Origin of the sequence: Clostridium sp. AM33-3 (genome assembly GCF_003480315.1) — a bacterium.
Taxonomy (GTDB): Bacteria; Bacillota; Clostridia; order Lachnospirales; family Lachnospiraceae; genus Brotaphodocola.
Genome location: NZ_QUIV01000002.1, coordinates 159,406 through 185,952, shown reverse-complemented (window position 1 = coordinate 185,952; position 26,547 = coordinate 159,406). Strand labels below are relative to the sequence as shown.

Here is a 26,547-nt window from a genome sequence, read left to right as displayed (position 1 = left end):
TCATGATATCCCCGGCCGGTCATTGTCGGAAGTATCTGCGTGCGCAGAAGCTTCCGGTTCTTTTCCACCGGAAATTCTGTGAACCAGTGGCTGCAGGTATGCGCCTGCTTTCATGCCCATGGCTCCGATCACTGCTGCCAGAAGATCGATCTTAAGCACTTTCCAGCAGATCAGAAAGGCCGCAACCAATACCAGCTTGCGCAACATTCCCTGCGCTACCGTATATTTGTTTGCGTAGCTTTCACTTTTGCTGTCCAGCACCCGCTCGGTCGTCACTGCCATATGGATCAGCATGCAGATGGCTCCTGCAGCTCCCACCACCAGTCCCAGTACTACCGGGACCACCGGATAAGAAACCCTTGGAAGCATCACCAGCGCCAGGATCACCAGAATCATATTGTAAAAAATGATTCCGGCTGACATCTCCGCAAGCAGCCGCTTTGTTGACTTACTCAGCCATTCCATTGTGATCTGCCTCCTTTACTGTCTGTCCAGCATCTGTTTCCATGTTCTGCATACTGCCAGTTTCTGCATGCATGCTGCCCGACCGACCGGCTGTGCCGTTTTCTGTCTGGCTGCCCTCACGCAAAATGCGGCTTGGCTGTTTTGGTTTGCTGATTCCGCTTCGTCCCTGCCCTGCACTCTGCTGCTGCCGTAAGCGCTCATCCTCTTTCTGCTCCTGCAAAAGAGTATTTCTCGCCATGACCCAGCCGCAGCGTCCGCCTGCCAGAACACCCAGGATCAGCATCGGCACCATGAGCTTCGTCCCAAAATGGGAATCCACCAGATAACCTGTGTAAACACAGAGGAGGATCGGCGTCAGCACACTGAAACCAAGCTGCGTCACCATGGCAAGACTTCGGAATACGCTTCTCTTATAATGCACTGTTCCCACCTCTTTCTGCATTTTTGCATGTAACATCTATTATACCCAAATTTTTTAACTTTGTCCATTATGAATAGATGTTTCGTTGAAAAATAGTGAATCTTGCACATTGCAAATATTTATGTCATTTTTTTATCGAACATTTTCACAGAAATAACTGAGAAAAATTGTCATACTTGCCAGTTTAATGCACATTTATACCAAAAAAACCGTCACACTCGAAAAATGTGACGGTTTTAACGATTTTCTGCCTAAATAAGTTTCTTCTTATCTTAATATAAGTTTTGGGCTATCCTTTTTTATTTAATTTCTTCATACGGCACACGGTTGATGCCCTCCTCCACTGCCGCCTTCGCTACGGCATTGGCCACTGCCAGGGCAACTCTCTTGTCAAAGGAAGACGGAATAACATATTCTGCATTCAGTTCCTCCTCCGGAATGACGGAAGCAATCGCATGCGCTGCCGCGATCTTCATCTTCTCGGTAATGTCTTTCGCACGTACTGCAAGAACGCCCTTGAAGAGTCCCGGGAATACCAGCACATTGTTGATCTGGTTCGGATAATCAGAACGTCCGGTACCAACTACGGCTGCACCGCCTGCTTTTGCCTCATCCGGCATGATCTCCGGAACCGGGTTTGCCATGGCAAATACAATACCGTGCTGGTCATCGTGGAAGACCGGAATGTCACAGCGCTCTTTCAGCTTTTTCTCAATCTCAAAACAACGCGGAGCTGCAATATCCTCCAGGTTGATGCCGCCAAAGCTCTTGGAGATCAGGGCAATGGTATTGACGATGGTGTCCACATCCTTGGAATCCACACACAGCGGAAATGCGTCTACATCTGCAAATGTTTTAAAGAGTGCGCACTTTCCTTCCATAACCGGCATACCAGCAGACGGTCCGATATCGCCAAGTCCCAGCACTGCGGTTCCGTCTGTGATGACAGCAACCAGATTGCCTTTACGGGTATAATCGTAAGCCTTGTCCTCATCCTCTGCGATCAGCAGGCACGGCTCTGCCACGCCCGGGGTGTAGGCGATGGACAGCTCCTCCGGAGTTGTAACCTTCGCACGGGAAATGACCTCAATTTTTCCCTTCCATTCTTTGTGTTTTTCAATTGCAAGCTGCTTCTTATCCACCAGTTTGTCTTCCTGTGTTTGTTAAATTTTCTACATTCACATCAATTTTTCCAAAACGGCTGTTAACTTTCTGTCAGAATCTGGCATTGCCGTCCCGCATGCGCCTGACCGCGTAACGGTGCCAATAGATCTGCCATTCTGGTTTTCTGATGCGTTACAGCTGGTTTCATTCTAATGCAAAGTAGAAAAGGCGTCAACCTGACAGAAAGGAATGTTTTCGTCACTGCTCATATATCGCACAAACAACAAATTTTGCAGCATAGCTTCTATTTCAACATTTTGTTGCCTGGACAACGGATTTTCTTTGCTATTGCGTTTATAATAGAGTCATATGTAACTGCTAGCATAAAACAGTTACGGGCAGATTTTATCCAACATTCAAGGAGGTTTATCATCATGAGCTTTATCAAAAATATCGACAAGTCCCAGGTTCTCACATTAAAGGATGAGGTTTCCTACCAGAAAGGCCAGGTAGTCAGCAAGACTCTCGCCCAGAACGATGCCTTAAGCGTTACCCTCTTCGCGTTCGACAAGGACGAGGAGATCAGCACCCACGAATCCGGCGGTGACGCATTCGTGACCTGCTTAGACGGCGTTGGCCGCATCACCATCGACGGCAAGGCATATGAACTGCACGAAGGGGAATCCATCATTATGCCGGCAAAGCATCCGCATGCCGTGTATGGACAGGAGCAGTTTAAGATGCTGCTGGTTGTGGTATTTTAGTTGTTGAGAAAAAAAGATTCAACTGGAAACAAAACAAGACTTGCCCAAACAAGCGGTCCTATTGTATACTTGGTCTCAGCTGCGGTCATTTCAAGGACCGCGCAGTGCGGCTGTCTTGCCGGATAATATGAGAAAAAGTTTTAAGTTTATAAGATACCCAGAAGGGAGTCGCATGAAAGGTCCAAAGACCCGGAATGCGGCTTCCTTTGTTTTATTTCTGACAAACTTTTAGAAAACCTAAAAAATTTTTAGTTTTTGCTTGCCTTTTTCTCTGGCACTCTGTATACTTAGAGGCAGTTGTATTTGAGAAACATCATCATTTTGTACAATAACGTGGCGATCAAGCGCATGGCCACCTAACAAAAAGGGAGGAACACCTACTATGAGTCGTTTGGAAATCACCAGTCCCAACCAGGCTCAGCTCATGATTGAGGAGCTGTACAAAGACCTGGAACGCCGAATCGAATCCAGTCCGCCAGGTCTCTGCCCGGTTGACATGACCAGAGCCTTTGTGGAGATGTGCCACACCCACACCTGCGGCAAATGTGTCCCGTGCCGTGTCGGCCTGTGGCAGTTAAAGAACCTGCTCACCGATGTTATGAACGGGGAAGCCACCATGGAAACCTTAAAGCTCATGGAGGAACTGTCCCAGAGTATTATGAACGGTGCTGACTGTGCCATTGGCTACGAAGCTGCCCATACGGTATACCGAAGCTTAAAAGAATGCCGTGAGGACTATGAGGAACACGTTCATCAGGGCCGCTGTACCTGCAACTACACGCAGCCGGTTCCGTGCGTTTCCCTTTGCCCAGCACATGTGGATATACCAGGCTATGTTTCCCTGGTACGCGAAGGCCGCTACGCCGATGCCATCCGTCTGATCCGCAAGGACAATCCATTTCCGACCACCTGCGGCTTCATCTGTGAGCATCCATGTGAGGCCCGCTGCCGCAGAAACATCATTGACGATGCCGTCAACATCCGCGGATTGAAACGCTTCGCAGCAGATTATGCTGGCAAAGTTCCTCCGCCATCCTGTGCTGCTTCCACCGGCAAAAAGATCGCCATCATCGGCGGCGGCCCGGGCGGCTTAAGCGCAGCTTATTATCTGCAGCTCATGGGACATCAGACCACCGTTTTTGAAATGCTCCCGAAACTGGGCGGCATGCTCCGCTACGGCATCCCGAACTACCGTCTGCCAAAGGAGCGTCTTGATGACGATATCAACGCCATTCTGGAGACTGGTGTGAAAGTCGAGTACGGAAAACGGATCGGTACTGACATTACAATTCAGGAACTGCGCAAGGAATACGATGCCGTGCTCATCACCATCGGCGCAAGCACAGATAAAAAGCTTGGCATTGAAGGAGAATCTGCAGAAGGTGTCATCTCCGCAGTCCGCTTCCTGCGTGATGTCGGAAAGAACTTAAATCCGGATCTGAGCGGACAGGAGGTTGCTGTCATTGGCGGCGGCAACGTTTCCATGGATGCAGTCCGAACAGCAAAACGTCTCGGTGCAAAGAAGGTTTCTATCCTCTACCGGCGCCGTGTAGCTGATATGACTGCACTTCCGGGTGAGATTGAAGGCGCTGTTGCCGAGGGCATTGAAGTAAAAACCCTGATGGCTCCGGCCCGGATCGATGTCGATGAAAACAACCATGTGCGCGGTGTCTATGTCACCCCGCAGATGATCAGCAAGATTAAAGGCGGCAGAGCCAGTGTGCGTGCGACCGGCGAGCCGGATATCTTTGTTCCGTGCCAGACCCTGATCGTGGCAATCGGACAGGATATCGAATTCCAGCACTTCGAGGAAGCCGGTCTTCCGGTCAACCGCGGCAAGATCCAGACCGAGCGCTACGGCGGTTTCGACAATATGCCTGGCGTATTTGCAGGCGGCGACTGCGCGTCCGGTCCGGCATCCGTAATCAAAGCCATTGCCGCTGCCAAGGTCGTTGCGGCAAACATCGACGAATATCTTGGTTTCCGTCACACGATCAGCTGCGATGTTGTGCTTCCGGAGCCTGATCTGCGTGACCGCATTCCATGTGGCCGTGTCAATATGACCGAGCGCGAGGCCTGTGAGCGCGTCTGCGATTTCGAAGGCGTGGAAAACTGCATGACCGAAGCAGAAGCAAGACAGGAAGCAAGCCGCTGCCTCGGCTGCGATCACTTCGGCTATGGAATCTTCAAAGGAGGTCGTGAAAACAAATGGTAAATTTAAAGATCGATCATAACGAAATCTCGGTTCCGGAGGGAACCACCATTATGGAAGCGGCTGCCCTTGCAGGAATCGACATTCCAAAGCTCTGCTATTTAAAAAATATCAACGAGATTGCGGCTTGCCGCGTATGTCTCGTGGAGGTTGTCGGAAAAGAGCAGCTGGTAACCTCCTGCAACAATAAAGTGCAGGAGGGACTGGAGATCCTGACAAACAGTCCGAGGGTCCGTGTGGCAAGAAAACAGAATGTACAGCTCATTCTCTCCCAGCACGACTTTAAGTGCGCAACCTGTGTCCGCAGCGGCAACTGTACCCTGCAGACGCTTTCAAACGACTTAAACATCATCGACCTTCCGTTTAAAGAGCGTGTAGAACATGCTCCATGGGATAAGAATTTCCCGCTCATCCGCGACACGGAAAAGTGCATCAAGTGCATGCGCTGCATCCAGGTCTGCGATAAAGTGCAGGGACTGGGTATCTGGGATGTGACCAGTACCGGTTCCAGAACCACCGTCAATGTCAAAGGCAACCGCAAGATCACCGATGCAGACTGTGCCCTCTGCGGCCAGTGCATCACCCACTGTCCGGTGGGCGCCCTGCGCGAGCGCGATGACACCGAAAAAGTATGGGATGCCATTACAGATGAAAAGAAAACCGTTGTAGTCCAGATTGCTCCCGCAGTCCGCACTGCATGGGGCGAAGCCATGGGAATGAAACGCGAAGACGCTACCGTCGGCAAGATTTTAGATGCCTGGAAGCGCATGGGCGCGGACTACGTATTCGACACGTCCTTCTCCGCCGACTTAACGATCATGGAAGAAGCAACCGAATTTCTGGAGCGGTTCCAGAGCGGTTCCTTAAACAACCGACCGATGTTCACCTCCTGCTGTCCGGGCTGGCTGCGTTTTGTAAAAACCCAGTTCCCGGAGATGGTTTCGCAGCTTTCGACCGCGAAATCCCCGCAGCAGATGTTTGGTGCTGTCATGAAGACCTACTTCGCCCAGTCCATCGGCGTGGACCCGGAAAATATTGTGACCGTATCCGTTATGCCCTGCGTTGCCAAAAAGGCAGAGGCAAACATGGATTTCTACTATAAAGAATACGCAGGGAAAGACGTGGACATTGTGCTGACCACACGAGAGTTCACGCGCATGCTCCGCGAAACCCACATCCGGCCGGAAGTGCTGACTGACCGAAAGCCAGACAGCCTCATGCAGGAGTGGACCGGTGCCGGTGTCATCTTCGGCGCAACCGGCGGTGTCATGGAGGCGGCACTTCGAACCGCTTACCATGCCCTGTCCGGCAAAAATCCGGACCCGGATTTCTTTGATGACATCCGTACCGTCAATGAGGACTATGCACTCACAGAAGCAAACCTCGACTTTAACGGAACCACGGTCCGCACCGCCATTGTCAGTGGCCTCGGCAACACAAGAAAACTCCTCGAGGCGATCCGGCGCGGCGATGTATCTTATGACTTCGTAGAAGTCATGGCCTGCCCCGGCGGCTGTGTCGGCGGCGGCGGACAGCCGATCTGTGACGGCAAAGAACTTGCAGGTGTGCGCGGTGAAAACCTGCACTTCCTCGACAAGAACAGTAAGATCCGGTTCTCCCATGAGAATCAGGACGTGGCAAAGCTGTACCAGGATTTCCTTGAACATCCTCTTTCCCACAAGTCCCACATGATCTTACACACGGACCACAATGCATGGTCCATGCACGATCCGGAGTAATGACGGTTCGTGCGATGTAATTCATTTCCTCATTATCCTTCTAAACATGGTGTGCCGCCCTGCGGTATACCCACAACTGCCAGATCAGCGGAGGTGCCACCGGCACCTCCGCTGATTTTTTTAGACAAAGAAACGCCGCCCATTTTGCGGACGGCGTTTCTTCTATATATAATACTTCTGTTTCACTATCATCTGTACTTATTTTTCTACCGGTACATGCCACTCCCAGTTGCGGATCTCTTCGAGGTCCTGGCCGTACTCGGCAATGTACTGCTTGTGCTCTACCAGTTTGTCGTTCATCTTCTGGATCAGGAAAGAACCACGATTGCCAAGCTGCGGCAGATGCATCACGGCATCTTTCACCAGGCTGAAGCGGTCAAGCTGGTTCTGGACACGCATGTCGAACGGTGTCGTGATGGTACCTTCCTCCTGGTAACCATGAACAGACATATTGTGGTTGTTGCGCTCGTAGGTCAGCTCATGAATCAGGGTCGGATAACCGTGGAATGCGAAGATAACCGGCTTATCCGGAGTAAAGATTGCATCGTACTCTGCATCGCTTAAGCCGTGCGGATGCTTATGGTCGGACTCCATCTTGAACAGGTCAACCACATTTACAACGCGGATCTTCAGCTCAGGAAGCTCATCTCTCAGAATGGTAACGGCAGCCATGGTCTCCAGGGTCGGAGTATCGCCGCAGCATGCCATAACAACATCCGGCTCCTCGCCGCAGTCATTGCTTGCCCACTCCCAGATACCGATACCCTGGGTGCAGTGCTTTACAGCCTGCTCCATGGATAGCCACTGGCAGCTCGGATGCTTGGATGCAACGATCGCATTCACATAGTTCTTACTCTTGATGCAGTGATCGAAGCAGGACAGCAGGCAGTTGGTATCCGGCGGGAGATACATGCGGACAACGTCTGCTTTCTTGTTAGCGATATGGTCTAAGAATCCCGGATCCTGATGGGTAAATCCGTTGTGGTCCTGCTGCCATACGTTGGAAGTCAGGATGAAGTTTAAGGATGCGATCGGGCGTCTCCAGGACAGTTGGTTGCAGACTTTCAGCCACTTTGCGTGCTGCGCAGCCATGGAATCCACGATACGGATAAATGCCTCATAGCTTGCGAAAAAGCCATGACGACCAGTCAGCAGGTAACCTTCCAGCCAGCCCTCGCACATATGCTCACTCAGCATACCATCCATGATACGGCCATTTCTCGCCAGCTTATCATCGGTCGGAAGCAGCTCGCCGTTCCAGTCGCGGTTCTGCTCCTCAAATACTTTATACAGACGATTGGACATGCTCTCATCCGGTCCGAAGATACGGAAGTTCTTGCTGTCCTCATTGAGCTTAAAGATATCACGGATATAACCGCCAAGTTCAATCATATCCTGAGCCTTGGTCTTGCCCGGCTCAACTGGAATGCCATACTTGCGGAAATCCGGGAGACGCAAATCTTTCAGCAGCAGTCCGCCGTTTGCATGCGGGTTTGCACCCAGACGCGCATTGCCCTTTGGAGCCAGCTCAGCCAGTTCCGGAATCAGACGTCCTGTTTCATCAAACAGTTCTTCTGCGTGGTAGCTCTTTAACCACGCTTCTAACAGCTGTAAATGCTCCGGTTTTTCCATACTGATCGGCACCTGATGGGCACGGAAAGAACCCTCGATCTGCTGTCCGTCTACTACCTTTGGACCAGTCCAGCCCTTCGGAGTGCGCAGGATGATCATTGGCCACTTCGGACGCTCCGGATCCTGCTCCTCTCTTGCATGCTTCTGAATGGCTTTGATCTCCTCGATGACGGTATCCACGGTCTCTGCCATCTTCTTGTGCATGGTCATCGGATCATCACCCTCAACAAAGTACGGCTTCCAGCCGCAGCCCTCGAAGAAGGACTTGATCTCGTCATGCGGGATACGGGAGAAAATGGTCGGGTTGCTGATCTTGTAACCATTTAAGTGCAGGATTGGAAGAACTGCACCATCGGTAACCGGGTTTAAGAATTTATTGGACTGCCAGGAAGTTGCAAGCGGACCGGTCTCGGCCTCGCCATCGCCTACAACTACCGTTGCGATCAGGTCCGGGTTATCAAACACGGCGCCAAATGCATGCGCAATGGAGTAACCCAGCTCACCGCCCTCGTTGATGGAACCAGGCGTTTCCGGAGCGCAGTGGCTCGGAACACCGCACGGGAAGGAGAACTGCTTGAACATCTTCTTCATGCCTTCCTCATCCTGGCTGATATTCGGATATACCTCGCTGTAGCTTCCGTCCAGATAGGTGTTGGCGATCAGGAAGTTTCCGCCATGTCCCGGACCGGAAAGAAGGATCATATCCAGATCATAGCGCTTGATAGCACGATTGCAGTGCACATACACAAAGTTCTGGCCAGGAACGGTTCCCCAGTGTCCTACGATTTTCTTTTTGATCTGATCCATGCTCAGCGGTTTCTTTAAAAGCGGATTATCTAACAGATATAACTGACCGGCAGACAGATAGTTTGCCGCACGCCAGTAGGCGTTCATCTTTTCCAGCATTTCCTCACACAGAGGCTGCTTTTCCAGACAGGTGTTGTTCTCCATGATCTTACCTCTTTCTTTGCTTACGTCATTTTGCTGCTGTCTGCGCAACATGGGAAACGTTGCGTTTCTTGCTCAAAAATTGGGTTTGTTATTTTTCTAACGTTTACGCATTGTATTTTCGCACATACAATCCAATCTGTAAAATGCAATTTCTGCATTATATTCATATCAATTTGATATGGATATGCCGCAAACCGTGGATTTCCCTTGATTTCTGTACTATAATGGAGACAACCTTTTGAGAAAAACAGACTGATAAACTTGGAGAATATACCATGACATCTAATTTCGAATACTATAAAATCTTTTACTATGTCGCAAAATACGGCAACTTAACCCGCGCCGCCGCTGCATTGAACACCAGCCAGCCTGCCGTAACCCGCGTCATCCACAAGCTGGAAGCAGACCTTGGCTGCCGTCTCTTTATCCGCAGCAAATCCGGAATGGAACTGACCGCCGAGGGAAGCCGCTTCTTTGAATACGTCTCCGCCGGATGCCTGCAGTTTTTCCGCGCCGAAAGCCACTTAAGTGATCTGCTGCAGCTGGAGAATGGCAGCATCTCCATCAGCGCCACAGAAACCGCCCTCCACTCCTGGCTTTTTGAAGCCATGGAAAATTTCCATGAGGAATATCCTGGTGTCCACTTCCAGATCTTAAATCACAGCACCCAGGATTCCATCCAGGCTGTGCGGGATGGCAAGGTGGATTTTGCCGTGGTTTCTTCTCTCCCGCTCCATATTTCTGAACCTCTGCGCATGAAAAAGCTGCACACCTACCGCGACATTCTCATCAGTGGAAAACGCTTCTCGGAACTGAAAGGTCATCCGGTCTCCCTGCGCGAGCTGGCCTCCTACCCCTGGATCAGCCTGACCTCGGAATCTATCAGCCGTACTTTTTTAAACACTTACTTTGCGCAGTACGGACTCTCCTTCTCACCTGACATGGAGCTGGCCACCACCGACCTGATTCTGCCCGCCGTGCGCCACAACTTAGGGATCGGGTTCATCCCGGAAGCCTTCGCCCACAGCGAACTCGCCGCCGGAAACATCTTCCAGATCCAGGTGCAGGAGCAGTTTCCGGAACGAAACATCCTGCTGATCTCCGACTCCGAATATCCGCAGAGCGTGGCATCGAAAGCTTTCCAGAAATTCGCGAAAGAAATAAGCCCCGTGTGAACTGCCATTCGGCAGTTCACACGGGGCTGTTAAGCCTGATAATATTGTTATTCTACATATGCGATCAGCTTCTCGCCCTTCTCATCGGTATCGATCACGATGGTCTGGCCTTCACTGATGTTGCCTTCCAGAATGATCCTTGCTGCCAGCGTCTCTACATTCTTCTGCAGATAACGTCTCAGCGGACGTGCACCGTATGCCGGATCGTAACCGTGGCCGGTTACAAAGGTCTTGGCATTATCGGTCAGTTCTACCTTCAGTTCGCGGTCTTCCAGACGGCGGTTGACATCGGCTACCATCAGATCCACGATGTGGCTGATGTTATCCTTTGTTAACGGCTTGAAGAGGATCGTCTCATCCAGACGGTTCAAGAACTCCGGACGGAAGTGGGCACGCAGATCTTGCATGACCATAGCCTCAGCCTCCGGCTTGATATTGCCGTTTTCATCGATGCCATCCAGCAGATACTGGGAACCGATGTTGGAGGTCATGATCAGAATGGTGTTCTTGAAGTCCACGGTCTTGCCGGTGGAATCGGTGATACGTCCATCGTCCAATACCTGAAGCAGGACATTGAATACATCCGGATGTGCCTTTTCCACCTCATCGAAGAGAACAACAGAGTACGGTTTTCTGCGGACTGCCTCGGTCAGCTGACCACCCTCATCGTAGCCGACATATCCCGGAGGTGCTCCGATCAGGCGGGCTACAGAATGTTTCTCCATGTACTCACTCATATCGATACGGACCATATTGTTCTCATCGTCGAACAGTGCCTCAGCCAGGGCTTTCGCAAGCTCAGTCTTGCCGACACCGGTCGGTCCAAGGAACAGGAAGGAACCAATCGGTTTGGTCGGATCCTTGATCCCGGCTTTGGAACGAAGGATGGCTTCAGTTACCTTTTCCACGCCTTCATCCTGGCCTACGACCCGTTTGTGCAGCACGGTATCCAGATGCAGGATCTTGCTGCGCTCGCTCTCGTTTAATTTATTTACCGGAATGCCGGTCCAGCGGGAGATGATCCGCGCGATCTCATCCTCGGTGACACTCTCATGCACCAGACTCAGATCCTGATTCTTGACCTTCTCCTCCTCGGCTTCCAGTTCTTTCTGCAGCTGTGGCAGCTTGCCGTACTGCAATTCTGCTGCTTTATTTAAATCATACTGCTGCTGGGCAGTCGCGATATCGCGGTTTACCTGCTCGATCTCCTCACGCAATGCGGACAGATGGGAAACGGAATTCTTTTCATTCTCCCACTGTGCCTTCTTGCTGGCAAACTCGTCATGCAACTCTGCCAGATTTTTCTGCAGATCCGCCAGACGCTCCTGGCTCAAATGATCTGTCTCTTTCTTTAATGCAGTCTCCTCAATCTCCATCTGCATGATCTTTCTGGAAAGTTCATCCAGTTCGGTCGGCATGGAGTCAAGCTCGGTCTTGATCAGGGCGCAGGCCTCATCAACCAGGTCGATCGCCTTATCCGGCAGGAAGCGGTCGGTGATGTAACGGTCAGAAAGCACAGCTGCTGCCACCAGGGCAGAGTCCGTGATCTTGACACCGTGGAACACTTCGTAACGCTCCTTGATACCACGCAGAATGGAAATGGTATCTTCTACGGTCGGCTGGTCTACCAGCACCGGCTGGAAACGACGTTCCAGGGCCGCATCTTTCTCAATGTATTTCCGGTATTCATCCAGTGTGGTCGCACCGATACAGTGCAGCTCGCCTCTGGCAAGCATCGGTTTTAACAGGTTGCCTGCATCCATGGAGCCCTCGGTCTTGCCGGCTCCCACAATGGTATGCAGCTCATCGATGAACAGAATGATCTGTCCTTCACTCTTTTTCACTTCTTCCAGAACGGCTTTTAACCGCTCCTCAAACTCGCCACGGTACTTGGCGCCTGCAACCAGCGCGCCCATATCCAGCGCAAACAGCTTGCGGTTCTTTAAGCCTTCCGGCACATCGCCGCGGACAATACGCTGGGCCAGTCCCTCGACAACCGCCGTCTTACCAACACCAGGCTCACCGATCAGGACCGGGTTGTTCTTGGTCTTTCGGGAAAGAATCTGGATTACATTACGGATCTCGCTGTCACGACCGATGACCGGGTCAAGCTTCTGGTCCTTCGCACGCTCTACCAGGTCGTAGCCATATTTTTCCAGGGTGTCATAGGTTGCTTCCGGATTGTCGCTGACAACTCTCTGGTTGCCGCGCACCGTAGACAGTGCCTGCAAAAAGGTGTCGCGGGTAATGCCGTACTGGCGGAACAGATCCTTCATGGTACGGTCCGCATACTTTAACATGGACAGGAAAATATGCTCAACGGAGACATATTCATCGCCCATGGCTTTGGATTCGTCCTCCGCATTGATGAGGACTTTATTTAAATCATTGCTGATGTAAACCTGACTGGAACCGCTTACCTTCGGCAGTCCTGCCAGCTTCTGCTGTGCTTCATTGGTGATCAGCTCTTTGCTGATGCCCATCTTGGTTAACAATTTTAAAATAAGGCTGTCATCCAATGTGAGCAGACTGTAGAACAGATGCTCCTGTTCGATCTGCTGATTGCCATATTCGTAAGCAAGCTTTTCACAGTTCTGGACGGCTTCCATTGATTTCTGGGTAAATTTGTTTATATTCATAAATCACACCTCCATTCCTTTTAGTGCAACGTCATCTTTTATCTCATCTGTTATACTACTTCTATAACATCAGCTGTACTATAGCACATGTTGTTAGCACTGTCAAGAGGTGAGTGCTAATTATTTGTGAAGAATTTGTGTCTTTCACAATGCCATCTTCTGCAAATGCAAAAGAGCTGTTTTTTCGTCTGCGGGAATCCAAAAAAGCTTCTTTCCAGATTTTCTTCTCCCCGGCAAAAAAGAGCGCCGACACGGCAGCGAATCCCCAAGCGGTATCCGAAAAGTCTGGATCCAGTCTAATATTCTTATTTCATCGCAATACATGGACTCCCTTGTCCACATGCTCTGGCTGTCTTCTATTTCCTTGCATCTAATTGTTAACCAATTTTAAATTATATGTTGACAATTATATCTCCTCGTGCTATTTTATTTCTCAAAACCAATTTTTATTTACCATATCAAAGGAGATCCGATCTTATGAGCACAACGCCTGATATTTCCACCGATCCACAGCTTTCCCGCGAGGAAGCGCTTGCCATCTTAAACACTCCGGATGGAGAACTTCCGGAACTCATCGCCCGTGCAGAAGTCCTGCGCAGAAAGTATAAAGGAAACCATGTAAGCATCCATATCCTGACCAATGCCCGCAGCGGAAACTGTTCCCAGGACTGCGCTTACTGTGCCCAGTCCTGCCGCTCCAAAGCTGAGATTGATAAATACAAATGGGTAGACGATGAGAAATTATATAAAGACAATGACTTTGTCAACGAGAACCATCTGTCCCGCCACTGTATCGGCTTAAGCGGAATGAAATTCACCGACGCGGAAATCGAAGATCTGGCGAAACGGATCCGTAAAATGAAAGAAACCGGTACGCATCTGTGCTGTTCCATCGGCTTTCTGACCGAGCATCAGGCGAAAATCTTAAAAGAAGCCGGGCTCGACCGCATCAACCACAATTTAAACAGTAGCCGTTCCTATTATCCCAACATCTGCTCCACCCATACCTTTGAGCAGCGCGTGGCCAACATCAAAATGCTTCAGGGACTGGGATTTGAGATCTGCAGCGGCGGGATCATCGGCATGGGCGAGTCCAAAGAAGATGTTGTTGACATGCTTCTGGAACTCCGCGAGATCCAGCCGGAAGCACTCCCGATCAATTTCCTGCTTCCGATCCCGGGCACTCCGTTAGAGCACGCCGATATTTCTGGGCTCACAACGGAATACTGTCTGAAGGTGCTCTGCCTTGCCAGACTTCTGGTCCCGAAATCTGATATCCGCTGTGCTGCCGGACGGGAAGTTTATTTTAAGGGAAAAGAAAAAGACCTGCTCCGCGTGGTGGATTCCATTTTTGCCTCCGGTTACCTGACCGCGGGCGGGCAGGGAATCCAGGATACCATCCGGGCCATTGAGGAAGCCGGTTTCACTTACGAAATCGAATCCGCTTAACAAAAAACGAAAGGAGTTCACTATGACAAACCAGACTACCGCCGGATCTTTCCGGAGAAGCAACACTTATGCCATGACTATGACAGCGCTTATGACCGCTGTCACCTGTATTCTCGCACCGCTGTCCATCCCGATCGGGCCGGTGCCGATCTCTCTTACTAATTTCGCCATCTATCTGTCTCTTTACCTGTTGGACTGGAAAAAAGGGACAATCAGTTATTTCATTTATTTACTGCTCGGCTTTGCCGGACTTCCTGTCTTTTCCGGTTTTACCGGTGGCGTTGCCAAGCTCGCCGGACCAACCGGCGGTTACATAGTAGGCTTTATCCCGATGGCAATCATTGCCGGATTTGTGATTGACCACTGCAAAAAGCACTGGGTTCAACTGGTCGGCATGATCGTCGGCACCATGATCTGTTACGCACTCGGAACTGTATGGTTCTGCTTCCAGGCCAACTACACGGTATCGGCTGCCCTTGCAGTCTGTGTTATCCCATTTATCCCGGCTGACCTCATCAAGATGGTGCTTGCCATGAGTATCGGTCCGGAGATCCGCAAAAGACTGGGTTCTGTGGTTCAATAATAGCAACAACTGTAGTATAATGGATGTCATGGGTGTCTCCATGAGACAACGAACCGTAAAAACACAAAACCTTAAACAGGCGAGGAAAAAAACATGACATCCATCCGAGGTCTCCTGATCAGTCATATGATCTGGAAAAATATGAATCATAATGCGCCACATAAAAAGCATTCTGCCGCAAGACACCGCTGGCAGAATGCTATTTTCAATAAAGACCGCTTGCCAGAAGCCTACACCTGGTCTGCAGAGACCACACCAGGCGGCACTGCCTTTCAACGTGTCATCCGTACAGACACCGGACGTACCGGACGTGTACTCCTATATTTTCATGGAGGTGCCTACCGGGACGGCCTGGTGCCATCCTACCGCAATTTTTCCACCGGCTTTTTTCAAGCAGCCAATGGCTGCGAGACCATTTACCTGGATTACCGGTGCGCTCCGGACTACCAATACCCCACACAATTAAATGAAGCCCTGGATCTTTGGGATGATCTTACCAAACGGCAGGGTTATGCGCCGGACCAGATCATACTGGGCGGTGACTCCGCAGGCGCCAATCTGGCCCTGGCTCTGCTCTTAAAGCTGCGGGATCTAAACAAAACCATGCCGAGAGCCGCATTCTGTATCTCCGCCTGGACCGACATGACCTGCAACACCCAGAGCTTCCGTGACAATTACGGAAGGGATGTCATGTTCGGCAACAAGGGAAAAACTCTGACCGAAGATCGCCTGCAGGCACTCATGCAGGGAAAGATTTTTTCATTTCTGGGAAATGCAGACCGGACAGATCCGTATGTTTCACCGATCTTCGGGGATTATCACGGCTTTCCACCCATGTTTTTCTCTGTTGGCACCCATGAAATGCTGTATGACGAGACTTTACAGGTCGTAGAGAAGCTGAAAGCATGTCAGGTTCCGGTCACCTGTGAGATCCAGCCGGGAATGTTCCATATTTATGTCGTATTTGCCCGCCTGGTTCCAGAGGGAAAGATTTCTTACCACCGGCTTTTAGATTTTATACGCGCGAATTTTGTCGATTGAATCGCCTTGCGCTTACGATTTTCCTATGTTATCCTAGAGAAAAGTTCTTGTGTTTTTTATTGCAATGCTATATAATGGTTTTTTCATTTTGCAAAGGAACAATACATATGAAAATATTACTGGATGATGTTAAGTTGAATTTATTGCTCGAACAAAAGAAACAATTTATAGGTAAGACTGTTGTATGGGATAGTTTATTATCAGCAGTCTCTTTTTTGATATCTGTAATTTGGGCTTCTTATAGCGATTTTTTCATAATTTCTGGCATTGTCATAAAAACTATTTTCGTCCTATTAGGCTTATTTTTTACCGGAAAAAGTATTTTTGATATCTATCATTGTTCCAAAAACTCCTATACATACGAAGATCTTTTTCAGGACATCAATAGGCTGAATGAAATAACTCACAATCATTCAATTATTGCAATCAAAAACACGTTTGATGAATTTCCAAATAAATTTTTACTCTACTACGATACCCGTTGGAATGCTTATTTATTCTTAAACTTCAAAGATAACACGAATAACGAAAACTTTATTGTATCTGGAATATCAAACAAGTTAAAAATAAAAGCAGACGATATAAAGCTCCAGTATATTGCCCAAAATCTCAGTAAGAAATACTCGGAAAGCCATAAAGAAGAACGTATTTACAGTCACAAATTGTATTTGGCAAATATTTCTTCTTTTCCGAATGCTGCGAGATCGAATTCATTTGAGATTGATGGCGTTTCCTATTGTTGGATGAGTATTTCTGAGATGGAAAACGATCCTCGAATCATGGAAGTAAATGAAGATATCGTACAATTTGTAAAAGAAAACTGTAATTAGGTTGCGCATAATACCAAGGCCTGTGCAGGCAGTTGACTGATAAAATCAGACCAGCAGCCCGCACGGGCCTATTATAAATATAAGATGTTGTTACTTTTCCTTGTTCTGCCAGCAGATCTGCTCGCCCTGCACAAGCGGATATCGCGCGAGTTCTGCCCCGTCCAGATTCTCCGCATGCATGTCCACGCCTGTGATCTGGTGATTTTCGTAGGTGGTGTAGTAGTAGATTCCCTTGTCTGCATTGCAACAGGAAGTATAAATCGTGATCTCGTACTTTTCGCCGCCTACATCGCAGCAACCTCTCTGCTGCTCTACGGAGTGCAGGATATGGAAGAACTGGCTCACGCTCGCGCTTTCAGAATCCCCCGATAAGGAATTTCCGCGCACATAAGCAGCACGGACGAAGCGGGAAGCAGAAGATAGATCGCCCGGCAGCCCCAATGCACCCATACCGCGACTGTAGGCCGTAAGGTCAAGTCCCGGTGCGAAGGTGTTTTCCGGCTGCCTCGGAGATAGACCGCGGTAATCATTTAAGCGGAACATCTGCTGCGGAAACGGCGGGTTGTTTGTGAGGACTCCGGCCGGATTATCATAAATATGAAGTCCGTCTGCCACGGCTTCCACTACGATGGTTTCTTCCCGGTCCGCGATCATCCAGTGGAGCTGGGAAACCGGATATTTTTCATTGAATGGCGTATTCGTGATCTGGATTTTTGCAAGCAGCGCACGCACCTCCTTCACAGTTGCGCACTGTCCCAACAGCCACAGCGGCAGTTCAAACTGCGCAACATTTTCTTTTGTTCCATCGGTTACGGGTTCTCCGTACACAGCGTTTCCCACAAAGTTCAGACCGGCCATGCCGAGCCCTTTTTCATTTACCGCATCGTAATAAAGCGGATAGTTATCCGCAATATGTGCCATGCCGATCATGGCATAATGATGCTCCATCTCACCAAGGAAACGGAAATGGAACGGATAATTCCGGGGTGTGACTGTAACCTCCTCCCCGTACGGAAATTCGTAATCCAGATTCCGTCCAAAATAAAAGTCTTTTGTTTTATAGACTGCTGCTGTACACATCGCGGTTCCTCCTTCTTTATCATTCCATATATTTCCAGCATTTTAACACCATTATAATGCAATTTTGTTGTTTAAACAACATTCAAATGCAGCCATATCTATTATACTCTGACCATGTTGTTACGTTACTGATATTATTTGTGTTGTAAGGAGGAAATATTTATGAGTCAGAATATGTTTTGCTATCAGTGCCAGGAAACTGCAGGCTGTACCGGATGCACCAATTCCGGTGTCTGCGGAAAAACTCCGGAGGTCGCTGCCATGCAGGACCTTTTAGTATATGTTACCCGCGGGATTTCCGCTGTCACCACGCATCTGCGCAGCCTGGGAACCGAAATCAGCGCTGAGATCAACCATCTCATCACTGTGAATCTCTTCACCACCATCACCAACGCGAACTTTGACAAAGAGATGATCGTTGCCCGCATCCGCGAAACGCTGGACACCAAGGAAAATCTCTTAAAGCAATGCCCGGATACCTCCGTGCTTCCGGCTGCCGCACTCTGGAACGGCGAGGAACATACCTTTGCAGTCAAAGCGGCCCTGGTAGGGGTTCTCTCTACCAAGGATGAGGATATCCGCAGCCTGCGCGAGATGATCACTTATGGTTTAAAAGGACTTTCCGCCTACAGCAAGCACGCGAATGCCCTGTTAAAGGAGAATGCGGAGCTGGATGCTTTCCTGCAGCGCGCCCTGGCCGCTACGCTGGATGATTCCCTGACTGTCTCGGATTATGTAAACTTAACCCTGGAGACCGGAAAATACGGTGTGGAGGGCATGGCTCTGTTGGATGCAGCCAATACCGGCGCTTACGGTCACCCGGAAATGACCCGTGTAAACATTGGTGTCGGCAAGCGCCCGGGCATTCTGGTTTCCGGCCACGACCTGCGCGACCTTGAGATGCTGCTGATCCAGACACAGGGAACCGGTGTAGATGTATACACCCATTCCGAGATGCTTCCGGCCCACTACTATCCGGCTTTCAAGAAGTATCCGAACTTCGTCGGCAACTACGGAAATGCATGGTGGAAACAGAAAGAAGAGTTTGAGAGCTTCAACGGACCGATCCTTATGACGACCAACTGCATCGTGCCGCCGAAGGACAGCTATAAAGACCGCCTCTACACCACCGGGGCAGCCGGATATCCGGGCTGTAAGCACATCGGCGGTGAGATTGGCGAAGAAAAAGATTTCTCTGAAATCATCGAACAGGCAAAACGCTGCGCCGCTCCGACGGAAATTGAGCAGGGTGAGATCCTGGGCGGCTTTGCCCACAACCAGGTGCTGGCCCTGGCTGACCAGATCGTAGACGCAGTAAAAACCGGTGCGATCCGGAAGTTCGTAGTTATGGCTGGCTGTGACGGACGGGCCAAATCCAGAAACTACTACACCGATTTTGCAAAGGCACTGCCGCACGATGCCGTGATCTTAACCGCAGGCTGCGCAAAGTACAAATATAATAAGCTGGACCTGGGCGATATCAACGGGATCCCGCGTGTGCTGGATGCCGGACAGTGCAATGACTCCTACTCCCTGGCTGTCATCGCACTGAAATTAAAGGAAGTTTTCGGTCTGGATGACATCAACGACCTGCCGATCGTCTACAACATCGCGTGGTATGAGCAGAAAGCGGTCATTGTCCTGCTGGCGCTTTTATACCTTGGTGTGAAGAATATCCACTTAGGACCGACCCTTCCGGCCTTCTTATCCCCAAATGTTGCGAAGGTTCTGGTGGAAAACTTCGGCATCGCGGGCATTGGAACAGTTGAAGAGGATCTGAAATTATTTTTCGAGTAATGGAGTTTCTGCAAAAATGCACCGCAAGCCAAAAGCCTGCGGTGCATTTTCAATGTCTCACTGATGTTTGATATTCACATCCATCTGGTTGAACGGGATCTCAATGCCGTTCGCATCGAACACTTCCTTAATGCTTTCCAGCACATCCCAGCGGACCTGCCAGTAATTTTCCGTTTTGGTCCAGCCGCGGCAGCCGAGCATAACCGCGCTGTCGGCCAGCTCATCCACATAAACGGTGATGCCGTCCTCTGCCAGTACCAACGGATGCTTCTCGTACACCTGACGGATCAGCTCTTTTGCCTTTTTGATATCGGCGCCATAACCGATTCCTATCACCAGGTCTACCCGGCGCTTTTCCTGGGAAGTAACATTTACAACCGTGCTGTTGGAAATCTGGCCATTTGGGATCGTAATCTTTTTGTTATCGACCGTAATGATAGTGGTGTAAGCCAGGCCGATACTCTGTACCGTTCCCTCGTATCCGCCGCTCACAATGTAGTCATGCACGCCAAACGGACGCAGCAGCAGCAGCAGGATTCCGCCTGCCACATTCGCCAGGCTGCCCTGCAGGGAAAGGCCAACGGCCAGTCCGGCAGAACCCAAAAGCGCGATGATGGAAGCCGACGGGATACCGATCTTATCGGCCGCGATAAAGATCGCCAGCGCGTAAATGCAGGCATCTGCCACAGAGATCAGGAAACGGCTGATACTCGGATCCAGATTCATGCGTGTAAAGGTCTTATATAAGAACTTGCGCACGGCATGCACGATCCGGTTTCCGATCACCAGAATGAGAATGGCGATCACCAGACGGTAACCAAAGCTCATAAGTCCCGGAAGCCAGCTCTTTACGGTTTCTAAAATTACATTGGGTTTTAAATTCTGCAGATCCTCATGCACCTCTTCTGCCACTGCCTTGGTTTCCTCCAAAACAGTAGAAAGGTCTGCATCCGTTTCTGCTGCCGTGAGCAGCATCAGCTTTGTCAAAAACATCATTGTGGTTCTTACCCTCTCTTATTTAGTAGTGCTTCGATCTCCTGCTCCTCCTGGGAGAACAGCAGATTCCGGTTGTACTGGTAATAGCGCTCGCATTCATAATCCTGCAGGAAATGAACGCTGTATGCCCCGGTATTGAGTTCTGTCACAAACAGCACCAGCTCCTGGCTGTTTGCAAAAGCCGCTTCCATAAAGTCAAACGCATGCTCCAGCGCTGCGCCCGCCTCATCGAACAGTTCCTCATAACGGTCACTGTCCACGCCAAAACGCTCACGCAAAAGCGCAAAACCCTCGTCCCAGTCGGTGATGCCGCTCTTTAAAAGTGCCATGGAATCCTCTTCCAGTTTGGCACTCACCGCACGGCAGGTGCGAAGCTGCGTACGGGAGAGCAGGGCATTTTCCAGCCGGTTGGTCCAGTCTGCGCGGAATTGATTGGCAAGTGCTGCCAGGGCATTTGCCAGCACACCATCCCGGTTTGCTGTCTGGGCACTCTGCAGCTTTTTCATCTGCTCCATACGCAGACTCATCATCTCTTCCATATAAATAAGATTTCGGAACTTTTCATTCAGCCCCGACAGAAGCAGACTCACCACGCTGATGCGCTCATCAAAGGATGCCCGCTGCAGCTTGTCCACCGCAGCCTCGGAAATATGACCCGCAAGCACCTGCTCCACCTGGTAATCATCCTGGTATTTGTAGTACAGCTCCAGATAATTTGCAAAGTCCTTCGCAATCTTTGGAAACTGCAGATATTCTCCCACCAGTTCCCGGTCCATCTTGCGGCCCTGCTTTTCGTAGATCCAGATCAGCTCGGACAGATCTTCCCAGCCACGCGGCGTCACAAAGCGCTTGCCGTCCACCGTTGTCTCGATCTGACAGAAATTCTGCGGCCGCACGCTCAGATAAGAAAGGATCGCCGGATGCACCCCGGCTGTCTTTGCATACTCTTTCCAGACGTTCAGATCCGGCTCCACATCGATGCGGCGGATCCGGTCCATGGTGACGATATCGAACTCGCGCACTGACTTGTTGTATTCCGGCGGGTTTCCTGCTGCCACAATGATCCATCCCTCCGGAATCTTATGGTTTCCAAATGACTTACCCTGCAGAAACTGTAGCATGGTCGGTGCCAATGTTTCCGACACACAGTTGATCTCATCGATAAACAAAATGCCCTCCGGCATTCCACTCCGTTCCATGCGCTCGTAGACCGATGCCACGATCTCACTCATCGTATACTCGGTAACGGCATACTCCTTTCCACCGTACTGTTTATGCTCGATAAAGGGCAGTCCCACCGCACTCTGCCGGGTATGATGGGTGATGGTATAAGCCACCAGACCGATCTGACATTCCTGCGCCACTTGCTCCATAATCTGGGTCTTGCCGATTCCCGGCGGTCCGATCAGAAGCATCGGGCGCTGGCGGATGGAGGGAATCTCGTAAGCCCCAAACTCATCCTTTGCCAGATACGCGGCCACAGTGTCTTTGATTTCCTGTTTTGCCCGCTTAATGTTCATGATTCCTATTCTTCCTTTCCAATGTAATTCTGTCGTAACTGTTCCGTACCTTCACAGTTACGTTCCGTCCGTCATGTTCGCTGCCTGTGACATCGTTCTCCAGCAGCTGCTCCTAAAGCGGACCGTCCTTCGCTGCCTTACTGCCAGAAGATTGTCCTCCGCTGTTCTCCAGCAGCTGCTCCGGCTCCAGGATCAGCTTCATGGCCCAGGCCGGGACAGAAATATCGGTATACTGATCCTTCAAAAAGACGAAAGCGGTATCATACACCGGCCGTTTTACCGGATAGATCCCCTCTCCGTCTGTAAAATACAGCAGTCCCTTCAGGCGGCGAAAAGCCCCCTGGCGGATCAGTCCATTCACATACTCGAATGCCGGACGGAAATCCGTGCCGCCCTGCCCGATGATGGTAAAATCCCGCATGTAGGCTTCCATCTCTTCCTGATTCGTAATGAGACGATCCTGCTGCACCTGTTCATCGCACTGGATGATGTGGATGTTGGTCTTCTTAAAATAACTGTCCGACTGACAAAGCACATCGTAGGTTTCCTCCAGAAAACACCGCACCAGATCCCCGGAACAGGACATGGAGGTGTCGATCACCACAACAAAATCCTCGATCCGGCTGACTTCTTTGGATTCCAGCGGCTCGATGAGCGGCATGTTGCCATACAGCGAAAGCCCGTAGGTATAAAAGATCGTATCGAAGGAATCCGGATCGACCTGCATCTCCTCTCGCAGCACCGAAAAGCGCTGCAGAAAGTGACGGTAATCATACCGTTCCCGGTTCTCCACCTGGATCTGCTCCAGCATACTTTTATTTTCCTCGTCCTGCTGGTTTCCCATGGTCTCCATCTCGGTCTGCACCTTTTCCCGGTTATTGCTCCACTGCGTCTGGCGCACCATGGGAGTCTTCGGGGAATCCCCCGGGAGATCCCAGAAACTGTGGTCATCCACCAGAAATTCCGCTGCCAGACGCTCCAGCCTCCTCGGCTCCAGCTGCTCTTCCTTCAGCACACGATACACGCCCTCTGCATTCAGCACAGTAAGCTTCGCATGCAGCCGTCCGTACCAGTCCCGGCGAAACGGCGTCGGTGCCACACGAATGCATTTTACATACATGTCGTCCAGCATGGATTCCACCGCAATATCGCAGGCCAGGTTCCAAAGTTCCGGTTCCCGTTTGCCGCGCGTGTCCATATGGCAGAACAGGCAGTGCAGCACCATGTGCAGATATGCCCGGTTCACATGCACGCGCCCCCTCTGGTACAGATCGCAGACGTAATCCGGATGATAGTAGATCACAAATCCATCTGTCCCCACACCACGGCAGCACGGGTCTGCCTCAAAGCCAAGCGAACTTAACGAAAGGTCCAGATACCGCATATTCAGGTACAGTTCATTCCTGGCATTCCGGAAGATCCGGGTACAAAGTTCCACCATATTCAGTTCTTCCAGCTGTCTGTGCCTGGTTGGATCGATCATGTTCCGTAATTCTCGTTACCAGACACACAACCATGTGCGTCCGACAGCGATTTCCCCTTTCTTATCTATCAACTGCCCATCGCCAAAAAACACTGCGAGGGCGGTTTTCAAAATTTGAATCGGCGTTTCCGCTTTGATGACTGCGTTTTCACTGAATGTTCCATGTCACCAGTTAAATCCTGTATTGTTTCGGCATCATGTAGTGCACCTGCAGACTGCATCGAATCTGCAGCCCGAAGCTGATGCCGCCGTTCCATCAGCCAGCTCACCATTTCCGTATCGCCGGATTCCTGAGCTATCTGAATAAATGTGGAAAGCTGGGCAGAGAAATTCTGAAGCGACTGATTTTGTTCCGTATTCCGGAGTTGTTCTGCCGCAAGTTCTGGCTGTCGGGTTTCGCATTGATCCTTCCTTGGCATAAGTACCTCTTCTACCAGCCACGGCAGTTTTCCTGGTTCCAGGTTGCTCACGTGGTTCTTCTTCATGTTATCTGCCTGAATCAAAAGCCGTCCGGCCATCTCCCAGTGCTCCCGAATATAAGTCTGGTACTGTTCCCGGAATTTCTCCGATAATTCTTTGGGATAGAGCAGCCTTCCCAATGCCAGCTCTGTGACCAGTTCTTCTTTTTCCTGCACCTGCACATGTGGAAAAAGCTCATCGTAGCCCCGGTACTGGAACACCCGCCCGGCAAAACAGTACCGGTAACGGTGCCCACAGCCATGCGTCTCGATGCAGACAATGCGGGCTGGTGTATTCTCAACCGAATCCTCGAAATACTCCGGAAAGATCAGTCTCGCCTCGTATTCTTCCGGCAGTTTCTCCGAAGACAGATCCAAGTTTTGCTGTTCTCTTTCCCGCTGCTTTGTTTCTCCCGGTTTTAAGATTTCCTGCCCTGCTTCCTTTCGCCCCGCCTGCCGCAGCGGCTGAATCATTGCTGTACACGGGTAGGAATTTTCTGAACTGAAAATTCCGTACGATACAGTTGTGGCTGCGGATTTTGCCGATTTGGAATGCGAAGCATCGGCAAAATCCTGTTGCTGCACACGCATGCGTGTGCAGTAACAATGGATCTGCACCCGCAAAGTCTGCCGGAGTTCTGTCAACATCTCCTTTAAGCAGGAACGCTCACCCGGAAACTCCGTAATATCCAGATACTCTACTGCAGGTACACCAGCAAACAGCCCGGCACCAAGATCCAGCACCCGGCTGTAACAATAAATTCTTTTTAGTTGTTCACACTCATAAAATCCGTACGCACCGATCTTTCTGACATACGGTGGAAGATGAATCTCCTCCACAGAACTGTGCGCCAGCACATAGGAGCCAAGCTCTGTCACCGGACAATCCTCAAAACGCTCCGGTACATAGATCACCGCCTCTGGGTCTTCGATCTGATCTATACGGATTTCATCGTTGCTTCTGGTATAAATAAACTTCATCGTAATGCCTCTATATTCTAACTTGTTGCTGAAAAACAACAAACAAATCCTGCTGTTTGCGCAACGCATGAACGGTAATAACTGCATTACACTTTGCAGTCACACGGTTCTTTACTATATTAGAAAACTTTAGAGCAAAAGTAAAGCCTTGTTTCTTTTCCCCATTCCTCTTATAATGGAAAATAAGAGAGGAAGTGTTCATTATGCCATTATTAAAATCTGATTATTATACCTCAAAAGACTATTGGAATCAGCCAGAAGGCGAACGTGCTGAGCTAATTGACGGGAAATTCTATGATATGGCACCTCCCAGTCGGATTCATCAGAAGATTTCCGGTCAAATTTATAAGATTATTGCAAATTATATCGATTCACATCACGGACTTTGCGAAGTTTACCCTGCACCATTTGCCGTTAATCTTGACGCAAATGATAAAAACTGGGTGGAACCCGATGTTTCCGTAATCTGCGACCCAGACAAACTGACCGATCGCGGTTGTTCCGGAGCTCCGGATCTCGTTTTTGAAGTGGTTTCTCCAGCTAGCCGTAAAATGGACTACACCTTAAAAAATACCATCTACGCACAGGCCGGAGTCCGGGAATACTGGATCATAGATCCAGCCAGGGAGCACGTCACCGTTTACCACTATGAAAATGATGTAGCACCAGTTATCTACGGCTTTGATCAAGATGTTCCGGTTGGAATTTACCCCGGGCTGACTATATGCATTCAAGACATATTGACAACATGGCAAAAATAGAATATGATGTAGGCCACTAAGGAATGTGAGAATTTCCATATGGCAAAACAAAACCCCCAAAGGCTGCATCCTCTGGGGGTTTTCAAATAAAAACTTTCAGTAATTTCATTTACACAAACAAATAACGGATCCCGAATAACTCGGAACCCGTACTCTTGAGAGCGCGAGACGGGACTCGAACCCGCGACCCCGACCTTGGCAAGGTCGTACTCCACCAACTGAGCCACTCGCGCATATTAAATTGTTGTCTCTCGGACATTTCATATCTTATCACAGGTTTTCCTAAATTGCAAGCACTTTTTAAAGTTTTTTGAAATTCATGAAAAGCCGATAAATAAGAACAATTGTCATATCCAAGTGCCTTGGACCGGAATCGAACCAGTGACACGAGGATTTTCAGTCCTCTGCTCTACCAACTGAGCTACCAAGGCCCGTCTCATCGTAACTGTGAATACCTGAAACTATG

Annotated in this window: 20 protein-coding genes and 2 tRNA genes; 10 read left to right on the top strand and 12 right to left on the bottom strand. The window is 50.0% G+C overall.

Going from position 1 to position 26,547, the window contains the following annotated elements:
• From DW819_RS02120 to DW819_RS02110, 3 genes are all read right to left on the bottom strand, one after another.
• A complete protein-coding gene (locus tag DW819_RS02120; RefSeq protein WP_118731854.1) occupies positions 1 to 465 on the bottom strand; it encodes a hypothetical protein in 465 nt (154 codons plus the stop codon).
• Entirely contained in the window at positions 449 to 886 is a 438-nt protein-coding gene (locus DW819_RS02115; RefSeq protein WP_207665289.1) for an AtpZ/AtpI family protein, read from the bottom strand. The genes DW819_RS02120 and DW819_RS02115 overlap by 17 nt, the downstream gene beginning before the upstream one ends.
• Positions 887 to 1,185: 299 nt before the next feature.
• A complete protein-coding gene (locus DW819_RS02110) occupies positions 1,186 to 2,028 on the bottom strand; it encodes a malic enzyme-like NAD(P)-binding protein (RefSeq protein WP_118731852.1) in 843 nt (280 codons plus the stop codon).
• Positions 2,029 to 2,424: 396 nt separating this feature from the next.
• Between DW819_RS02110 and DW819_RS02105 the strand changes: the two genes are divergently transcribed.
• The 3 genes from DW819_RS02105 (at position 2,425) to DW819_RS02095 (ending at position 6,705) form a co-directional block, all read left to right on the top strand.
• Positions 2,425 to 2,754: a cupin domain-containing protein gene (locus DW819_RS02105; protein WP_177303823.1), complete on the top strand. Its 330-nt coding sequence runs from the start codon at positions 2,425 to 2,427 to the stop codon at positions 2,752 to 2,754.
• Between the two features lie 382 nt (positions 2,755 to 3,136).
• The gene (locus DW819_RS02100) at positions 3,137 to 4,969 is read left to right on the top strand and encodes an NAD(P)-binding protein (protein ID WP_118731851.1); all 1,833 of its coding nucleotides are present in this window, start codon (positions 3,137 to 3,139) and stop codon (positions 4,967 to 4,969) included.
• Complete coding sequence (locus tag DW819_RS02095; RefSeq protein WP_118731850.1) at positions 4,963 to 6,705, top strand: [FeFe] hydrogenase, group A; 1,743 nt, start codon at positions 4,963 to 4,965, stop codon at positions 6,703 to 6,705. The genes DW819_RS02100 and DW819_RS02095 overlap by 7 nt, the downstream gene beginning before the upstream one ends.
• Positions 6,706 to 6,903: 198 nt before the next feature.
• Here DW819_RS02095 and DW819_RS02090 read toward each other — a convergent pair whose 3' ends face one another.
• Positions 6,904 to 9,288 carry a phosphoketolase family protein gene (locus tag DW819_RS02090; RefSeq protein ID WP_177303821.1) on the bottom strand — a complete coding sequence of 795 codons (2,385 nt, stop codon included), beginning with the start codon at positions 9,286 to 9,288 and terminating at the stop codon, positions 6,904 to 6,906.
• Positions 9,289 to 9,563: 275 nt separating this feature from the next.
• Between DW819_RS02090 and DW819_RS02085 the strand changes: the two genes are divergently transcribed.
• A complete protein-coding gene (locus DW819_RS02085) occupies positions 9,564 to 10,463 on the top strand; it encodes a LysR family transcriptional regulator (protein WP_118543195.1) in 900 nt (299 codons plus the stop codon).
• A gap of 47 nt (positions 10,464 to 10,510) precedes the next feature.
• On the opposite strand, the gene clpB is transcribed toward DW819_RS02085, so the two are convergent.
• On the bottom strand, positions 10,511 to 13,102 hold the full coding sequence (gene clpB / locus DW819_RS02080; protein ID WP_118731849.1) for an ATP-dependent chaperone ClpB: 2,592 nt from the start codon (positions 13,100 to 13,102) through the stop codon (positions 10,511 to 10,513).
• Positions 13,103 to 13,579: 477 nt separating this feature from the next.
• On the opposite strand from clpB, the gene bioB reads away from it, so the two are divergent.
• The 4 genes from bioB to DW819_RS02060 all read left to right on the top strand — a co-directional run bounded on the left by bioB (position 13,580) and on the right by DW819_RS02060 (position 17,005).
• Positions 13,580 to 14,551: a biotin synthase BioB gene (gene bioB / locus DW819_RS02075; RefSeq protein WP_118731848.1), complete on the top strand. Its 972-nt coding sequence runs from the start codon at positions 13,580 to 13,582 to the stop codon at positions 14,549 to 14,551.
• A 22-nt stretch (positions 14,552 to 14,573) separates the two neighbouring features.
• Positions 14,574 to 15,134 (top strand): biotin transporter BioY, encoded by a 561-nt coding sequence (locus tag DW819_RS02070; RefSeq protein ID WP_118731847.1) that lies wholly within the window; start codon positions 14,574 to 14,576, stop codon positions 15,132 to 15,134.
• 93 nt (positions 15,135 to 15,227) lie between these two features.
• Positions 15,228 to 16,175, top strand: coding sequence for an alpha/beta hydrolase (locus DW819_RS02065; protein ID WP_118731846.1), 948 nt, complete (start codon positions 15,228 to 15,230; stop codon positions 16,173 to 16,175).
• Between the two features lie 107 nt (positions 16,176 to 16,282).
• The gene (locus DW819_RS02060) at positions 16,283 to 17,005 is read left to right on the top strand and encodes a hypothetical protein (protein WP_118731845.1); all 723 of its coding nucleotides are present in this window, start codon (positions 16,283 to 16,285) and stop codon (positions 17,003 to 17,005) included.
• Positions 17,006 to 17,095: 90 nt separating this feature from the next.
• On the opposite strand, the gene bsh is transcribed toward DW819_RS02060, so the two are convergent.
• Positions 17,096 to 18,085, bottom strand: coding sequence for a choloylglycine hydrolase (gene bsh / locus DW819_RS02055; RefSeq protein WP_118731844.1), 990 nt, complete (start codon positions 18,083 to 18,085; stop codon positions 17,096 to 17,098).
• 162 nt (positions 18,086 to 18,247) lie between these two features.
• Here bsh and hcp point away from each other — a divergent pair, with 162 nt between their 5' ends.
• Positions 18,248 to 19,882, top strand: a complete 1,635-nt coding sequence (gene hcp / locus DW819_RS02050) for a hydroxylamine reductase (protein ID WP_118719569.1) — start codon at positions 18,248 to 18,250, stop codon at positions 19,880 to 19,882.
• A gap of 57 nt (positions 19,883 to 19,939) precedes the next feature.
• Here the strand turns inward: hcp and DW819_RS02045 are convergent, their stop codons facing one another.
• From DW819_RS02045 to DW819_RS02030, 4 genes are all read right to left on the bottom strand, one after another.
• On the bottom strand, positions 19,940 to 20,878 hold the full coding sequence (locus DW819_RS02045) for a mechanosensitive ion channel domain-containing protein (RefSeq protein WP_243025494.1): 939 nt from the start codon (positions 20,876 to 20,878) through the stop codon (positions 19,940 to 19,942).
• A gap of 8 nt (positions 20,879 to 20,886) precedes the next feature.
• Complete coding sequence (locus tag DW819_RS02040; protein ID WP_118731843.1) at positions 20,887 to 22,398, bottom strand: AAA family ATPase; 1,512 nt, start codon at positions 22,396 to 22,398, stop codon at positions 20,887 to 20,889.
• Between the two features lie 112 nt (positions 22,399 to 22,510).
• Entirely contained in the window at positions 22,511 to 23,881 is a 1,371-nt protein-coding gene (locus DW819_RS02035) for a VWA-like domain-containing protein (RefSeq protein ID WP_118731842.1), read from the bottom strand.
• A gap of 107 nt (positions 23,882 to 23,988) precedes the next feature.
• A complete protein-coding gene (locus DW819_RS02030) occupies positions 23,989 to 25,320 on the bottom strand; it encodes a leucine-rich repeat protein (protein ID WP_182432545.1) in 1,332 nt (443 codons plus the stop codon).
• A gap of 203 nt (positions 25,321 to 25,523) precedes the next feature.
• Between DW819_RS02030 and DW819_RS02025 the strand changes: the two genes are divergently transcribed.
• Complete coding sequence (locus tag DW819_RS02025; protein WP_118731840.1) at positions 25,524 to 26,081, top strand: Uma2 family endonuclease; 558 nt, start codon at positions 25,524 to 25,526, stop codon at positions 26,079 to 26,081.
• A 160-nt stretch (positions 26,082 to 26,241) separates the two neighbouring features.
• Here the strand turns inward: DW819_RS02025 and DW819_RS02020 are convergent.
• Positions 26,242 to 26,314 (bottom strand) — tRNA-Gly (locus DW819_RS02020).
• A gap of 125 nt (positions 26,315 to 26,439) precedes the next feature.
• Positions 26,440 to 26,512 (bottom strand) — tRNA-Phe (locus DW819_RS02015).
• Positions 26,513 to 26,547 lie beyond the last annotated feature (35 nt).

Excerpts from the sequence above, each read along its gene's own strand:
- hcp (WP_118719569.1), top strand. The coding sequence starts at position 18,248 with ATGAGTCAGAATATGTTTTGCTATCAGTGCCAGGAAACTGCAGGCTGT.
- bioB (WP_118731848.1), top strand. The coding sequence starts at position 13,580 with ATGAGCACAACGCCTGATATTTCCACCGATCCACAGCTTTCCCGCGAG.
- DW819_RS02030 (WP_182432545.1), bottom strand. The coding sequence starts at position 25,320 with ATGAAGTTTATTTATACCAGAAGCAACGATGAAATCCGTATAGATCAG.
- DW819_RS02070 (WP_118731847.1), top strand. The coding sequence starts at position 14,574 with ATGACAAACCAGACTACCGCCGGATCTTTCCGGAGAAGCAACACTTAT.
- DW819_RS02065 (WP_118731846.1), top strand. The coding sequence starts at position 15,228 with ATGACATCCATCCGAGGTCTCCTGATCAGTCATATGATCTGGAAAAAT.
- clpB (WP_118731849.1), bottom strand. The coding sequence starts at position 13,102 with ATGAATATAAACAAATTTACCCAGAAATCAATGGAAGCCGTCCAGAAC.
- DW819_RS02085 (WP_118543195.1), top strand. The coding sequence starts at position 9,564 with ATGACATCTAATTTCGAATACTATAAAATCTTTTACTATGTCGCAAAA.
- DW819_RS02040 (WP_118731843.1), bottom strand. The coding sequence starts at position 22,398 with ATGAACATTAAGCGGGCAAAACAGGAAATCAAAGACACTGTGGCCGCG.
- DW819_RS02045 (WP_243025494.1), bottom strand. The coding sequence starts at position 20,878 with ATGATGTTTTTGACAAAGCTGATGCTGCTCACGGCAGCAGAAACGGAT.
- DW819_RS02025 (WP_118731840.1), top strand. The coding sequence starts at position 25,524 with ATGCCATTATTAAAATCTGATTATTATACCTCAAAAGACTATTGGAAT.
- DW819_RS02105 (WP_177303823.1), top strand. The coding sequence starts at position 2,425 with ATGAGCTTTATCAAAAATATCGACAAGTCCCAGGTTCTCACATTAAAG.
- DW819_RS02120 (WP_118731854.1), bottom strand. The coding sequence starts at position 465 with ATGGAATGGCTGAGTAAGTCAACAAAGCGGCTGCTTGCGGAGATGTCA.
- DW819_RS02090 (WP_177303821.1), bottom strand. The coding sequence starts at position 9,288 with ATGGAGAACAACACCTGTCTGGAAAAGCAGCCTCTGTGTGAGGAAATG.
- DW819_RS02100 (WP_118731851.1), top strand. The coding sequence starts at position 3,137 with ATGAGTCGTTTGGAAATCACCAGTCCCAACCAGGCTCAGCTCATGATT.
- DW819_RS02035 (WP_118731842.1), bottom strand. The coding sequence starts at position 23,881 with ATGATCGATCCAACCAGGCACAGACAGCTGGAAGAACTGAATATGGTG.
- DW819_RS02095 (WP_118731850.1), top strand. The coding sequence starts at position 4,963 with ATGGTAAATTTAAAGATCGATCATAACGAAATCTCGGTTCCGGAGGGA.
- DW819_RS02060 (WP_118731845.1), top strand. The coding sequence starts at position 16,283 with ATGAAAATATTACTGGATGATGTTAAGTTGAATTTATTGCTCGAACAA.
- bsh (WP_118731844.1), bottom strand. The coding sequence starts at position 18,085 with ATGTGTACAGCAGCAGTCTATAAAACAAAAGACTTTTATTTTGGACGG.